This window comes from Sphingomonas sp. BAUL-RG-20F-R05-02 (assembly GCF_022662305.1).
GTDB lineage: Bacteria > Pseudomonadota > Alphaproteobacteria > Sphingomonadales > Sphingomonadaceae > Sphingomonas.
In genome coordinates this window covers 51,432-66,371 of record NZ_JAKNQH010000006.1, presented here as the reverse complement: position 1 = coordinate 66,371, position 14,940 = coordinate 51,432, and the positions used below count along the sequence as shown (strand labels likewise).

The following is a 14,940-nucleotide window of genomic DNA, read 5'->3' as shown; positions in this document are numbered from 1 at the left end:
CGACCCGAAGCGTTACCTCAGTCGATCCGCTTCTTGCGCAGCGTCCACTGGCTGTCGGTGCACAGCCGGCAATCCTTGCCCTTGAACCAGCGCGCGGCAGCGGCATCGTGGCGGAGTTGCCACGCCAGCCATGCAACATCGACCTGCGTGACGCGGCCGCCGTTATCATCGTGGAAGGTGCCGCCATGCCCGACGTTCAGGCTGGCGAGCGCGACGGGAACGGTGTCGATCTTGTCGAAGTCGTCGTTGCCGTTCGGCCAGGCGATGTCGGTCGGCCCGCCCATGATGTAGAGCACCGGCGTGTGCAGTTTCTTCAGTTCCGACTTGGCGATGGTGATGCCGCGGATCGGGTTGGTGTTGTCCTTGAAAACGCCGCTGTTGTGGATGATGACCGCGCGGATGCGGGGATCGGCGGCAACCTGAAGCGCCTGCAACCCGCCGCAGCTATGCCCGGACACGGCGAGCAGCTTCGGATCGATCCGCTGGTAGAGCGGGCTGCCCTTGCGCGCGTTTTCGGCGAGCGCCCAGTCGAGACCGGCGGAAACCTGCGCCGACGTGGCCTTCACGCCAAGTGGGCCGGGCGGCGGGGGCGTATCGACATGCGGCGGCGCGCCGGGGCCGGACAAGACGGTGCCGGGTGCGATCACGAGATACCCGTGCGAGGCGATCTCCGCGAGGTGCAACCGTGCGCTGGCGCCATCGTCGCTGCACCCGCCGTTGCCCCACACCAGCACGCCGAGTTTCTGCGCGCCCATCGCGGCGGGATCGGCGGGGCGGTACAGCACATGATCGGGCAGGCCGGGATCAGTCAGCTTCACGGCCGGGTACGGGCCGGTGCCGTGCGTATCGGGTTTGGCATCATAGGCGGCCTGCGCCGCGTGCATCGCCTCCGGCGCGGGTGCGGCCTGCCCCCAGGCCACGCCGGCGGCGAGTGTCAAAGCGGCGGCGGTCAACGTCGCGATCTTCATGCATCCTCTCCTTTTGATTATGAGTCGGTATCGCTGATCGTGACACCGCTATGTACCATAGCAATAGCTTTTTGAACGCGATAGCGATACGCGCATGGGATGAAAGAAGACCAGATCGAGACCGGGTTTCGCGATGTGATCGCCGATCGGCTCGGCTATGTGCTGCGCCGTGCGTCGGGTGTGATGATGAGTGCGCTTGGCACCGCGCTGGCGGCGATTCCGCTTCGTCCGGTCGAGGCGACGATCCTGATCCTCATCGGCGAGAATACGGGCTGCACGCAAAGTGAGATCGGTCGCGTGCTGGCGATCAAGCGTGCCAACATGGTGCCGCTGATCGCCGACCTGCTTGCCAAGGGTCTGATCGAGAAACGCCCGGTCGATGGTCGTTCGCAAGCCCTTTCGTTGACGCCGCAGGGTCTGGTCCAACGCGATGCCGCGGAGGCGATCATTCGCGCGCACGAGCGCCGCTTCGAGGCGCTGTTCCCACCCAGCAAGGTCGCCGCGTTGCGCAGTGCGCTGGTGCGGATCGCGGCAGAGGCGGACGAAGAGGGCTGACGTTCCTCCTATTGCTTTGGCGCCGTGTGATGCGGCTCCAGCAGGCCGCTATCGGCGAGCCAGTCGTTCAGCCGGTCGGGCCAGTGCAGGATCGAGATCCGGTTGGATTCGTCCAGATTGAAGGCGTGTGTACTGTCCGCGTACATGTGCAACTCCGCCGGCGTGCCCGCCTTGCGAAGCTGTTCGTACAGCGCGACCGCCGGAGCGGCGCAGCATGGATCCAGGCTGCCGGCGGTGATGAACGCGGGTGGTGCGCCGGCCGCGTTCTTGGCCGGAATGCCGAGCGGGCCGGGGAACACCAGCACCTGGAAATCGGGCCGCGCCGACAGTGCGTCGATCGCGTCGGTCTTCGGCCGACCGGCGGGTTCGGGATTGTCGGCGATCAGCGAGACAAGCTCGCCGCCGGCCGAGAACCCCATTACGCCGACCCGCGCGGGGTCGATCCCGTAGTCGGCGGCATGGGCACGCACCCAGCGGACGGCACGGCGCGCATCGTCGGCGGCATCGCCCTCGATCGTGTAGGGCGAGCCGGGTTCGCGAGCGAGCCGGTATTTCAGGACGAACGCCGAAATGCCCATGCGGTTGAGCGCGACCGCGGCCTTGGTGCCCTCGTTCGTCCAGACCAGCAGCTTGTGGCCGCCGCCGGGGAAGATCACAATCGCGGTGCCGGTATTGTGCGCCGGTAGCGCCGGAAACGCGAGCAGCGACGGATTGCGGATGTTGCGCACCCAGTAATCACGGCCGATTTCCGGGGTGATCGGGCGGGTGTCGTGACCCGGCGGTCCCTTCGCCCACAGCGGTATCGAAACCGGCGCGGGTTCGACAACCGGCTCCGGATCTTGCGGTGCGGGGGCATTCGCGATCAGCGCGGTACAGGCGAACAGGGCGAGCAAGGTCAGGCGCACAGGCTTCTCCTAGGGGCGACCATCTCCGGGCCGTTACCGCTATCATATACGTTAGCAGGCAAGAGGATAGCCGATTTCGCAGACAACCTCTGGGCTTCCCCAGACGCATCGATCCGCTATGGTTGCGGTATCATGAAAGCCGCCCGGCAGACCGGGGGCGTCCGAGCGGATGAACAATGGCCAAATTTCGCCCGATTCTAACCGCAGCGCTCGCGCTGATCGCCGCCGGTCCCGCAGCGGCGTCGCAACTTGCCGCCTCCGCGCCGCCGCCGGGTACAGCCGATAGCGGCTACCGCGAGCAGGCGCCGGGCCAGATCGCGCACTTCCCCGGAAACGGCACCGGCGCGTTCCAGACCCGCCGCTATCGCGACCTGTTCGCCGAACAACTCGGCACGCGGCCGGGCGAAGCCGAAGCCAAGGTCGAGGCGGCGTTCCAGCAGTTCTTCCACGGCGATGGGCAGGAGGAGCGTGTCTATTTCGAAACCGGCGCGAACGCGAACGGCCCGCTCGCCTACATCACCGACTGGGCGAACAACGACGCGCGCACCGAGGGCATGAGCTACGGCATGATGATTGCCGTGCAGCTCGGCCACAAACGCGAGTTCGACGCGCTGTGGAACTGGTCGAAGACGTACATGCTCATCACCGATCCGAAGAACCCGTCGGTCGGCTATTTCGCCTGGTCGATGGCGACGGACGGCTCGCCGCGCTCGACCGGTGCTGCGCCCGATGGTGAGGAATATTATGCGATGGCGCTGCTGTTCGCGGCGCGGCGTTGGCCGGGCGGGCACGGCATCTACGATTATCAGGCGCAGGCCGACACGATCCTGCGCGGGATGCGGCATCATCCGGTGCTGACGGGTACGTCGCCGTTCCGCATCCACCCCGGCGATGCGCCGTTCGTCGAACCCGATGCGCCGTGGCCGAGCCTCAACAACCGCGCCGGCGCCGCCGACGCCGCGAAGGCCGGCACGCCGTGGCCGCCTTATCACCCCAGTCATCGCCCGCGCACCGTCACGGTCGGGCCGATGGTGGACGAGCCCCATGCGATGGTGCGCTTCGTCGCGGAAACCAACGTCGATGGTACCGACGCGTCCTATCACCTGCCGGCCTTCTACGAATTGTGGGCGCGTTGGGGGCCAGTGGAGGATCGTGCCTTCTGGGCGCGCGCGGCGGATGCCAGCCGCAACCTGTTCTCGGTAGTGACCGGGCCGAGGACCGGGCTTGCCCCCGATCGCAGCCATTTCGACGGATCGACTATGCTGACGCGCGACGGCAAGCCGGACCCGTTCGGCTATGACAGTTGGCGCACGGTCGGCAACTGGTCGGTCGATTACGCCTGGTGGGGCAAGGATGCCCGCGAACGCATCCTGAGCGACCGCGTACAGGCGTTCCTGGTCGGGCAGGGGCTCGACCGCTTCGCCGATCGCTACACGCTCGATGGCGAGCCGCTGTCGACGCGGCATTCGCCGGGTATGCTGGCGGCGGCTGCCGTCGGCGGTTTTGCCGCGACACCGGGAGCGAACTCGAAGGCGTTCTTGCGTGCTTTGTGGGACATGAAGCTGCCCACCGGTGAGCAGCGCTACTTCGATGGCATGTTGTACCTGATGAGCATGCTTCATTGCAGCGGCCAGTTTCGGATCATCGACCGACCCGCGCCGTAACGCGCGGTCCACCTCTCCTGCGTGCGGCCTTTTCCGCTCGGCACGCCTTCAGGGGGTAGCAGCCACCGCCGTTTTTGTTCAGGGAGAGCGGCTATTGCCGCCGGTTCACCCGCGGTCAGGGAGGCTCATCGATGAGGCGTTGGCAATGGGCACTTCAGCTGCTGACCCGGCGGATGTGGTTCCGCGCGGGCCTGTTCTGCGTCTTCGCGGTCGCGCTTGCGCTCGCCAGCGCGTTCGCCGGGCATCTGATCTCTTATGATCTCGCGGCGAAGATCGGCTCGAAATCCGTCGATTCAATCCTCAACCTGCTCGCCTCCAGCATGCTGGCGGTGACGACCTTTTCGCTCACCGCGATGGTGCAGGCGTATTCGGGTGCGACCAGTACGATCACGCCGCGCGCGGTGCAGTTGCTCGTCGATGACAGCACGTCGCAGAACGCATTGGCGACATTCCTGGGCAGTTTCCTGTTTGCTATCGTCGGCATCATCGCACTGTCGACCGGGATCTACGGTGAGACCGGGCGCGTGATCCTGTTCGGCGGCACGATCTTCGTCATCGGCCTGATCGTCATCACCTTTTTGCGCTGGATCGAGCATGTCACCCGCTTCGGCCGGATGGCGGACACGATCGCGCGTGTCGAGAAGGCGGCGGCGCAGTCCGTGCGCGGTATGACGCAGCGGCTGAGTTTCGCCGCATTCGACACCGCCCGGCCAGACGATGCGGTGTTGGTCCACCACACGGAAATCGGGCGCATCACCCATGTCGACCTCGCCGAGCTTTCCGACGTCGCCGACGCGGCAGGGGCGAGCGTTCATGTGCTGAGCTTGCCGGGGATGCTCGCCGATCCCGCGCATCCGCTCGTGTGGACAAAGGCGTCGCTGGACGATCAACAGGTGGAGCAGGTGCGGGAGGCGTTCACGATCCAGCATGACCGTGCATTCGACCATGATCCACGCTTCGCGCTTGTGGTCCTGGGGGAGATCGCATCGCGCGCATTGTCGCCGGCGGTGAACGATCCCGGCACCGCGATCGCAGTGATCGAGGCGGGCACGCGCGTTCTGGCCACCATGTTACGACACGAACCGAAAGAGAAGACCGCCGACACGGCGGGCGTGATCGTGCCGCGCATCGCCTTTCCTGATCTAATCGAGGACCTGTTCCGGCCGATCGCGCGCGATGGCGCCGCGCTGATCGAGGTCGGCATTCGGCTTCAGAAAGCGCTCGCCACGCTCAGCGCGATCGAGCCGCAATCCACCGCCCGGTGCCGGACAGAGGCGCAGGATGCATTGTCGCGCGCCTGCGCCGCGTTCACCAGTAGCGCGGATGCGGATGCCCTGACGCGGCTGCATGAGCAGCTATGGCGGCAGGAGTCCTAACCGCTGCGTTACCGCGCCGCCATCTCGAACGGCCCGGCCGGCAGCGCGGCATCATCGACGAGGTTGACGACCGGGAAATCCGCCCAGGCGTAGCGCACGCGCGTCACGGGTTTGCCGTCGTCCGCCAGCGTCACGCGCGCGCCGTTCGCGGTGGCGGCGGCATAGCGGCACGTGCCCACCGCGTCGCCGCAGAGTTCGAACCCGGTCGCCTGCGCGGCGCTGCGGGTGTGGAGCGCACCTGTCACGCCCGTGAACGTCACAGTCGCGCCCCCGGCGGCGTCGCGCGTGACGCTCACCGCCTGCGGGCCGGAAGGCGGCGGCGTCGCTCCATAGGCGATGCTGGCCATCGCACGGGCAAGGCGGCGGCCGATCTCGTGCTTCTCGCCGGGATGGATGTCGAGCGGATCGCCAAGGTCGATCGCCATAGCGAGCGCGGCATGGCCGTCGCCCTCCGCGACCCGCCGCTGATCGTCGCGGACGCGTGCCCAGCCGCTTTCGCCGGGTGCGATGGCAGGCTTGCCGAACCCGGCCAGCGATACGATCGCGAACGGCAGGTCGGGGGCGGCGAACTGGCGACGCCACTCCGCCATCATCGCCTTAAGCCGCGTGTCGTAACCGGGGATGTCGGTGTCGGACTCGCCCTGATACCAAGCCACGCCCGCCAGCCCGATGCTGCCAAGTGGCGCGATCATCGCGTTGTAGATCGTGCCCGCGCCGGTGATGTCATCCCACGGCACGCGCGGGGAGGTGCCACTGGCCTTCTTGGCGATCGCATAGCGCCAGCCGTCGCCAATCGGTACGCTGCTGCCGTCGCCGAAGCCCAGCTTCATCACCTCGGCCGGGCCGGGCAGCCCGCCAGTCGCATACGCATTCTCGATGTTGATGGTGATGACGTTACGACCCGCCACCAGCGTTCCCGCCGGCACGGTATAGACCCGCGCGTCCCAGCCGCCACGCCCACCGACCGGCTTGCCGTTGATCCACACCCGGTCGGCATCGTCGGCCGGGCCGATCGCGATGGTGGCGACCTGTCGCGCCTGTTCGGGCGTGAGATCAACCGTCTTCTGATACCACAACATGCCGAGGTAGCTTTGCAGCGCGGGCACGCCCCAATTCTCGTAGAAATCGGTGCGCGGCACCGCCTGCCAGTCGAGCGCGGCATCCGGCTGCCATGGTTCGTGGCCGGGCGCATCGCCGCTTTGCGTGCGCCACCACGTTTCCCACGTCGCGGCGGCGGTCCGCATCGCGGCGGCGGGATCGCGCGCGTAGAGCTTGAGCAGATCGGCCTGCGCGCCGCGCCCGGCGGCGCGCTGCGCATCATCGCCCATCCACGCCGAAATCGACGAGCCGCCCCAGTTCGAATGGATCGCGCCGATCGGCACCTTCGCCGTCCCGCGCAGTTCGCGAACCATGTAGAAACACGCCGCCGAGAAGCCGCCGATGTTCTGCGGCCCCGCCACCGCCCAGGCCGGCGCCTGCGCGAAATGGTCCTGCGCGACCGGTGCGGTCACCTTGGCGATGGTGACGAGGCGAAGCTGGTCATCGGCCGGGCCGTGGATCGCGCTGCCGGCGTCCTGCGCACGTTCGACCGGCAACTCCATGTTGCTCTGTCCCGAACACAGGAACACGTCCCCGACCAGCACGTCGTGCACCTGCGTCGTGCCGCTCGGCGCGATCAGCGACAGGTCGTATGGGCCGCCCGCCGGTAGCGCGGGCAGGGTGGCGGTAAAGCTGCCGTCCCGCCCGGCGCGCGCTTGTGCGGACCGGCCGGCGAGCACCACCGTCACCGTCTCGTCCGGTGTGGCGGTGCCGCGCACCACGATCGGCTTGCCGCGCTGGAGCACGGCATGATCGCCGATCAGCCCGCTCGGGCTTGGTGCGGCGAACGCCGGACCGGCGAGGGCGAGCAGGCTTACGCCAGCGAGGATGGTGCGCAGCATCGACAGTCCCTTACAGCGGCAGTGGCGCGGACTGCGCCGCCTTGAACGTCGCGGAGCGTACCGGCACGTCCGTGCCCGGCTGGCCGCCGCCGATATGCACGCGGTATTGCCCGGCCATTACCATGCGGGTGCCATCCGTGCTCACCGCGCTGAGATCGCGCGGGGAGAGGGTGAACGTCACCTGCCGCTTCTCGCCAGGGGCCAGCGTGACGCGCTGGTACCCGCGCAGCGCGACCTTGGGCGCACCCGGCACATCCGGGAAGCTGAGGTACAGTTGCACCACTTCGTCGCCTGCGCGCTTGCCGGTGTTGGTCACCTCGGTGGCGACGGCGAGGCCCTGTTCGGCACCGCCCGCCGCCGGCGTCAGCGCGAGCGGCGCATACGCGAAGCTGGTGTAGCTGAGACCATAGCCGAACGGATAAACCGGGGTTCCGGTGAAGTAGCGGTAGGTCCGCCCGGTCATGTCGTAATCCCCGAACGGCGGCAGATCGGCGAGGCTCTTGTAGAAGGTCAGCGGCAGGCGCCCGCCCGGATTGACCTTGCCCGACAGGACGTTGCCGATCGCGAGACCGCCGGCTTCGCCCGGATACCACGCCTCCACGATCGCGGCGGCATTGTCCTTCGCCCACGACAGATTGATCGGGCTGCCGTTCATCGCCACCACCACCAGCGGCTTGCCGGTCGCCTTCGCGGCTTCGAGCATCGCCTGCTGGTCGGGCGGCAGATCGAGCGTGGTCTTGTCGCCACCTTCGAAGCCCGGCACCTTCACCGGCGTTTCCTCCGCCTCGAGATCGGAGGTAAGGCCGACCGCGGCCACCAGCACGTCGGCATCGGCGGCGGCGGCGCGCAGGTCCGCGTCAGGATTGGCAGAAATACGCTTCCACACCAGGTTCGCCCCGCCGCCGATATGCGCGTCGGTGGTGACGGTGATCGGGTAGCGTCGGCCCGCTTCCAGCGTCACATCCTTGAAGGTGGCGAGACTGCCATACGAGCCCGCGGCTTCGACAAGCGGCTTGCCGTCGAACATCAGGCTGCCCGAGCCATTCATGCCCAGCCGGTACGCACCGCTTGCGGGCGGCACGAGGAACCCGGTCCAAACGGTGCGATGGTGGTCGGAAACTTTGGCGAGGTCGAGATTGCCGCCGGACACGTCCGCTTCGCGCCGCGTGACGATCGGCTTGGTCGAGAACCGCATCGCCTTGGTGACGTCGCGGAACGTGCCTGGTGCGAACTGCTTGGGCGGGGTCTCGACCGGGTTATAATAGCGCGCGAGCAGGCCGGGCTTGCCGTCCGGCGTGCGCAGTGCGCTGGTCGGTACACGGTCACCGTCGGTAAAGGATTTGCCGAACGGCACCACCGTCACGGTTGCGCCGGGCATTGCCTGCTTCAGGCCATCGACGACCGAGATCGGCGGTGCGGACAGTTCGGACGAATAATTGCCGCGCAGCACACGCGTTGCATCCCCCAGCGGGCCGATCACCGCGATGCGCAGGCCCTGCTTGAACGGCAACACGCCATTGTTCTTCAGCAGCACGAGGCTCTTCTCGGACGCGGCCAGCGCCAGCGCGCGATGTTCGGGCGTGTCGATCTGGCTAACCGGCACCGCGCCGGCGGTGCGCCCTGCCAGACCGGGCAAGTCGCCGTTGCGGTAGCGCGCGGAGAACAGCCGGACCAGCGTCCGGTCGATGTCGCCTTCGGAAATCAGCCCGCGCTGCACCGCCTCCTTGTAACGATCCTCTAGCCCTGCGGTATCGTTCAGCGTCTGCGTGTGGCATTCGTTGTCGACGCCGGCCTTGACCGCCGCCGCCACCGCCGTAGCGCCGTCGGGCGCGTATTTGTGGCTGTCGCTGATGTCCTTCACCGCGTCGCAGTCCGACACGACATAGCCCTGGAACCCCCACGCGCCGCGCAGGTGATCCTTCAGCAACAGATCGCTCGCGCAGGCCGGCTGCCCATCGATGCGGTTGTACGCGCACATGATCGAATTGGCCTTCGCATCCACGATCGCGGCGCGGAAGGCGGGCATGTAGGTGTCTTCCAGGTCGTGCGGCGAGACGAACACGTTGGCCTTGTGCCGCGTCGATTCCGGACCACTGTGCACCGCGAAATGCTTCGGCGTGGCGATGACGTTGGGCAGATCGGCGTTCGGCCCCTGCATCCCGGTGATGAACGCGACGCCCATGTGCGCGGTCAGGAACGGGTCCTCGCCATAGGTTTCCTGGCCACGTCCCCAGCGCGGATCGCGAAATATGTTGATGTTGGGCGACCAGGTGTCGAGCCCGGTGCCGATCCGTCCGGTGCGGCCGGTCTGCGTGCGCAGCGTATGGAGCGCGCGCACCTCCGTGCTGATCGTGCCGGCGACATCATGCACCAGCGGCGCGTCAAAGGTGGCGGCAAGGCCGATCGGTTCGGGGAAGTTGGTGGTCGGCAGCGTGCCGATCGCGCCGTGCAGCGATTCCGTCCACCAATTGTACGCCGGCACGCCGAGCCGGGGGATCGCCGGTGCGACATTCAGCAACTGATCGTATTTTTCCGCCAACGTCATGCGCGCGACCATCGCGGTCGCCATCCGGTCGGCTTCGGCGCGTACGGCGGAGACTTGCGGCGCGGGTGCGCTCGTTGGATCGGTCTGGGCCTGCGCGGCCACGGCGGTGAGGCTTGCACCGATCAGCAGGAGTGTCTTCGCAAGAGCCATGAAGTACCTCGTTCGCACTGGGGAGAAGATCAGATGGCGGGCATGCCGTGTTCGACGATCCGGCGGATCAGGTCGCGGTGGCGGGGCAGGCCGGCACGCATGCGCTGCGTCTGCACCGCCGCCTCGCGCCGGGTCTGTTCCGCCATCCGTGCCTCGCCGGCGAGTGCGGCGCGCGACACCTCGGTCCCGAACTGCATGCCGTAGAGGACATATTGGTAGCTCGCCGCCGGGAACACCTCGTCGATGCGGTCGAACTCGTCGTGGAACCACGGCGGCTGGTATTTCCAAAGCGTCATCAGGTCGCGCAGCCGATCCGGAATGGTGTCCGCACGCACGTTGTCGCGCCAGAAGTCGCTGTCGGTACGCTTGGTCAGTACGTAATGCAGCTTGAGGAAATCGATGATCCGGCCCCACCGGTAATGCGTGGTGGCGTTGAAGCGCGCGGCGATGATGTCCATCACCTCGCGGCACACCGGCATCTGCTCCGCGATCAGCTTGGCGGACAGTTCGATCAGCACGATCGCGGAGGCTTCGAGCGGCTCTAGGAACCCGGCCGCCAATCCGACCGCGACGACGTTGTTCTTCCAGAACGTCTCGCGGTGACCGCCACGGATCTTGATCTTGCGCATGTCGGCCTTCTCACCGACTGGGCCGAGGTACGCGCGCAGTTCGCGCTCGGCGTCCTCGTCGGAAATATGGCTGCTCGAATAGACATGCCCGGTGCCGCGCCGGTGGGGCAGGCCGATATCCCAGATCCACCCCGCCGTCTGCGCGGTGGAAATGGTATGCGACGCGATCGGTGCGTCCTCGCTTTCATACGGCACCTGAATGGCAAGCGCGGTGTCGCAGAACAGCACGTCGGCGCAGCTCTTGAACGGCACGCCCAGCGTCTTGCCGATCAGCAGCGCGGAAAAGCCGGTGCAGTCGACGAACAGATCGCCGGTGATTTCACCTGCCTGTTCGGTGACCACGCCCGTGACATCGCCATTTTCCGCCTGATTAACGTGGCCGACATCGGCGAGGACGTGGCGCACGCCGAGCTTTTCGGTGCAATGCCGTTGCAGGAAGCCGGCGAACTTGCCCGCGTCGAGATGATAGGCGTAGTTGGCGACCGCGTCATATTCGGGCGTGGCGATCGTTTTCGGCGCGAGGCCGTCGTCGCACAGCAGCCCTTGCGGGGTCACCGCGTCACAGAAACTCTGATGATGATGGTCGGCGAGCCAGTGCGCCGCCATGTTCACCCGTTGGAAGCCCTGCGGCAGCATCAGCGGGTGGTAATAGCCTTCGTTTGCCTCGCCCGTGGTCCATTTTGCAAAGCGCGCGCCTTGCTTGAACGTGGCGTTGCATTCACGAAAGAAGTCGGTCTCGGACACGCCGATCTTGGCGAGCGTGGTGCGCAGCGTCGGCCATGTGCCTTCGCCGACACCGATGATCGGCACGTTCTGGGACTCGACCAGCGTCACGGTGAAGTCCGCCGGCATCCGGCCCTGATGCCGCGCGGCGATGATCCCGGCCGCGAGCCAGCCCGACGTACCGCCGCCGACGATCACGATGTTTTCGATCTTTTGCATTAGCCCCGATACCAAAAAAACGGGGGTGCCGGATAGGCACCCCCGAGGTTGAGGAACGGTTTAGAAGCGGAAATGCCCGCCGAAGGTGAAGCGCCGGCCGTAATCGAACACGTCGAGCAGCTGGTTGGCGAACCGGCCGTGCGTGCTCTGCTGCGCGTTGTTGACGTTGGTAACCTCGCCGAAGATGCTGAAGTGCGGCGTGATGTCGTAGCTGGTGCTGAGATCGATCTGCGTTGCCGCGTTCACGAAGGTTGGCTCGGCACCGAACTGGCCGGTGTTCTGGTTCTGACCGAACTGTAGCAGGTACTCGTCACGCCAGTTGACCGCGGCGCGGAACTGGAAGCCGTTCTTGTCGTAGAAACCGACGAAGTTCGCCGAGTTCGCCAGGCCGGTAACCGCAAAGCCGGTTTGCGAGATGTCGGCTGGGTTATACGGCTTGTTCGTGCCGACGAAGGTGGCGTTGGCGTTGAAGCCGAAGCCGGAGTCTCCGAACACCTGCTGCCATGCCACTTCCACGCCGCGAACGGTCGCATCCGGGCCGTTGACGCGAGCGGTAACGGCGAAGTTCGCGAGCTGCCCGGTCGTCGGATCGATAACGCCGTTAATCGCCTGCCTGGTCACGCCGCCAACGATGAAGTTGCTGACGTTCTTCAGGAAGAAGTCGACCGAGAAGTACGAGTTGCGCTGGTAGTACCATTCCGCCGCCGCGTCGAAGTTATCCGACAGATATGGCTTCAGATTGGGGTTGCCGCCGCTCGCCGTCAGCGCTCCGACGCGCTGGCCGCTGCCGACACTGAGCACCGGTGTCAGGAAGCCGAGGTTCGGACGGGTCAGCGTCCGTGAGGCGTCGATACGCAGGATCAGCTTGTCCGTGACGCTGAGCTTGGCATCAAGACTTGGCAACAAGTACGAATAATTGTTGCGGGTCGTGATGTTCTGCACCGGCGTGTAGCCCGAAGGATTCGGGATCGACAGCAACGTCGGGTCGGTCGGGCTGCGATTGATGACCAACGGCAACTGACCCTGACCGGACGAGGTCAGGTGCGTATTCTCGTTGCGGACACCGGCATTCAGGCTGAACGGCATGCCGGCCACGTCGGTATGGAACGACGCGTTGAAGAACAGCGACCAGGTTTCCTCCTGGATCCGCTGAATGCTGGCCGGATCGATCTTCTGATCGAACGTGCCGGTGAAGCCCGGCACCTGCGAGTAGTTGAAGCCCGGGACATTCTGCGTCTGTGGATTGCCGAGGCCGGTCAGGAAGTTCTGATAGGCGATCGGGCTGTACTTGAGGATCGAGGGCGGCAGCGATCCCTTGAAGCCGGGAATGAAGCCGTTGGTGTTGATCGAGCCTTGGAACAGGCTTGCCGGTAGCGGATTGATGCCGCCGCCGCCCTGGCCCGACGGCGCGCCGTAACCGGAGTAAGCCTGCCAGTAGTTGTTCGTGAAGGTGCTCTCGTTGAGAAGGTTGTACGTGTCCTCGACGTACTGGCCGCCGATCTTCAGCGTCAGGTCGTCCTGTTTCCAGGTCGCGGTAAGGCGACCCTGCTTGAGCCGATCGATGTTGCGCTGAGTCTGGTTGACGGTGACGTGCGAGCCGATCAACGACTGATTGGCATAATCGGATTGGTTGCCGGCCGGGCCGTAGGTGGTCAACGACGGGAACGCGCTGTTGCTGTTGCCGTTGATCGTCAGGCCGGTAGTGTTGCCAAGATTGCCGCCATAGCCGATGTCGCCGTTCTGCGACCCGATGTTGCCGTCCGGGTTGAGCCAGCTCTGTGCATAGCTGACATCCGCATTGACGTTGAGATGCTCGTTGACATCCCACTTCAGGTTGCCGCCGATCTGGTTGGTCTGCAACACCGACTTGTTGATGGCAGAACCGAAGTCGGTCGGGGTGCCCGCCTGGATGAAGCTGGTCGCCTGACCGTTCTTGTCGAGCGTGACGTTGCGCAGCGAACCCTGGCTGAACCACATGCCGACGCCGTACGCATCGGTGGTGACCGTCTGGCGCGAGAAGTTGTCGTCGACCGTCAGCATCACGTTCTCAGCCGGATGCCACTGCAGCGCGATCCGCGCGTCGACGCGCTCGTCCTTGGTGTAATCCTGCTCGTACGTATACTGCTGCGGGAAGAAGCCGACGATCGTCTGTTTCTGCGCTGCGGGCGAATTCACATGCGCGGCGTCGTTGGGAACGGGGGCACAATCGCCCGTGCTGCCGGCAAGCTGGCACGGCGCGTAGTAGCCGCCCGGCCAGCCGTTCACGCCGACGCGGTTGCTGGTGGTGTCATGCCGCGTGTAGATCACATCAGCCAGAACACCGAGCGTGTCGTTGGCAAAGGTGTCGCTCAGCAGCAGGCCGCCGGTCGGCACGACCTTGCCGGAGCGATCCTGCACCGAACCCGAAGCGCTGCCCGCAATGCGGAAACCCGGGTGATCGAACGGCTTCGGGAACGAGATATCGACGGTCGCACCGATCGAGTTCGACGATACCGACACGTCCGGCGTCTTGTAGACACTGAGCTGACCGACGAAATCGGAGCCCACCGTCGAGAAGTCGATCTGGCGTCCGCCGGTCGCGGTCGAGATGCGACGGCCGTCGTACAGCGTGGTGTTGAAATCGCCGCCGAAGCCGCGAACGGTGATGCCGGTCGGCTCGCCGCGCGCACCACTGCGCTGGATCGATACGCCCGGCAGACGCTGAAGCGACGCTGCAACGTTCGAGTCCGGGAACTTGCCGATATCTTCAGACGAGATCGCGTCAACGACGCCTTCGGAGGTGCGCTTGATGTCGAGGTTGCGCTGGAGCGAACCGCGCAAACCGGTGACGACGATGTCCTGCTGGGTCTGTTCAACCGGGTTCGCTGCAGTCTGGGTCGGTTCGCTGCCGACTGCTGCCTGTGGCGCGGTGGCGGGATCCTGTACCGGCGTCGCTTGCGGTGCCGTGTCCTGCGCGAATGCGGCAGCAGGATCCATGAACGCGAGCGCGATCAGGCTCGATGCACCGGCCAGTCCGAGCCGCAATTTGCCCCGCGAACGCGTAGGCGCAAAGATCTTTGATGTTTTCATCGTCCCCTCCAGTGCAAAGCCGTTAAATCGGCATGTTTTTAGCCCGGCATTTTGCCGGATGTTACCGCACCACCGGCGAAACCGCCGCGTTTCAGCAGCAGCAGCGACAGCGGGGCAAGTTCCGTTGTTGCAGTGGTGGTACCGCTACCAAAAATCTTTTGCAAGTCCCTTCCGTGTGCTTGGCGATCCAGTCTGCA

Annotated in this window: 10 protein-coding genes; 3 read left to right on the top strand and 7 right to left on the bottom strand. The window is 65.8% G+C overall.

Features of this window, described 5'->3' with window-relative positions; translation table 11 throughout:
* Nucleotides 1-17 precede the first annotated feature (17 nt).
* On the bottom strand, nucleotides 18-968 hold the full coding sequence (locus L8F97_RS14275) for a hypothetical protein (protein ID WP_242151410.1): 951 nt from the start codon (nucleotides 966-968) through the stop codon (nucleotides 18-20).
* Between the two features lie 99 nt (nucleotides 969-1,067).
* Here L8F97_RS14275 and L8F97_RS14270 point away from each other — a divergent pair, with 99 nt between their 5' ends.
* Nucleotides 1,068-1,523: a MarR family winged helix-turn-helix transcriptional regulator gene (locus L8F97_RS14270; RefSeq protein ID WP_242151408.1), complete on the top strand. Its 456-nt coding sequence runs from the start codon at nucleotides 1,068-1,070 to the stop codon at nucleotides 1,521-1,523.
* Between the two features lie 8 nt (nucleotides 1,524-1,531).
* Here the strand turns inward: L8F97_RS14270 and L8F97_RS14265 are convergent, their stop codons facing one another.
* Nucleotides 1,532-2,428: an alpha/beta hydrolase gene (locus L8F97_RS14265; RefSeq protein ID WP_242151405.1), complete on the bottom strand. Its 897-nt coding sequence runs from the start codon at nucleotides 2,426-2,428 to the stop codon at nucleotides 1,532-1,534.
* 176 nt (nucleotides 2,429-2,604) lie between these two features.
* Between L8F97_RS14265 and L8F97_RS14260 the strand changes: the two genes are divergently transcribed.
* Together L8F97_RS14260 and L8F97_RS14255 are read left to right on the top strand one after the other, a co-directional pair.
* Nucleotides 2,605-4,092, top strand: a complete 1,488-nt coding sequence (locus L8F97_RS14260; RefSeq protein ID WP_242151402.1) for a glycosyl hydrolase family 8 — start codon at nucleotides 2,605-2,607, stop codon at nucleotides 4,090-4,092.
* A gap of 131 nt (nucleotides 4,093-4,223) precedes the next feature.
* On the top strand, nucleotides 4,224-5,468 hold the full coding sequence (locus L8F97_RS14255; protein WP_242151399.1) for a DUF2254 domain-containing protein: 1,245 nt from the start codon (nucleotides 4,224-4,226) through the stop codon (nucleotides 5,466-5,468).
* Nucleotides 5,469-5,476: 8 nt separating this feature from the next.
* Here L8F97_RS14255 and L8F97_RS14250 read toward each other — a convergent pair whose 3' ends face one another.
* The 5 genes from L8F97_RS14250 to L8F97_RS22635 are packed head-to-tail and all read right to left on the bottom strand — an operon-like array spanning nucleotide 5,477 to nucleotide 14,907.
* The gene (locus tag L8F97_RS14250; protein ID WP_242151397.1) at nucleotides 5,477-7,408 is read right to left on the bottom strand and encodes a sialate O-acetylesterase; all 1,932 of its coding nucleotides are present in this window, start codon (nucleotides 7,406-7,408) and stop codon (nucleotides 5,477-5,479) included.
* 10 nt (nucleotides 7,409-7,418) lie between these two features.
* Nucleotides 7,419-10,103, bottom strand: a complete 2,685-nt coding sequence (locus L8F97_RS14245; protein WP_242151394.1) for a glycoside hydrolase family 3 C-terminal domain-containing protein — start codon at nucleotides 10,101-10,103, stop codon at nucleotides 7,419-7,421.
* Between the two features lie 29 nt (nucleotides 10,104-10,132).
* Nucleotides 10,133-11,674, bottom strand: a complete 1,542-nt coding sequence (locus L8F97_RS14240) for a tryptophan halogenase family protein (RefSeq protein ID WP_242151392.1) — start codon at nucleotides 11,672-11,674, stop codon at nucleotides 10,133-10,135.
* Nucleotides 11,675-11,734: 60 nt separating this feature from the next.
* Nucleotides 11,735-14,743, bottom strand: a complete 3,009-nt coding sequence (locus L8F97_RS14235; protein WP_242151389.1) for a TonB-dependent receptor — start codon at nucleotides 14,741-14,743, stop codon at nucleotides 11,735-11,737.
* A gap of 38 nt (nucleotides 14,744-14,781) precedes the next feature.
* Nucleotides 14,782-14,907 (bottom strand): hypothetical protein, encoded by a 126-nt coding sequence (locus L8F97_RS22635; RefSeq protein WP_277924985.1) that lies wholly within the window; start codon nucleotides 14,905-14,907, stop codon nucleotides 14,782-14,784.
* Nucleotides 14,908-14,940 lie beyond the last annotated feature (33 nt).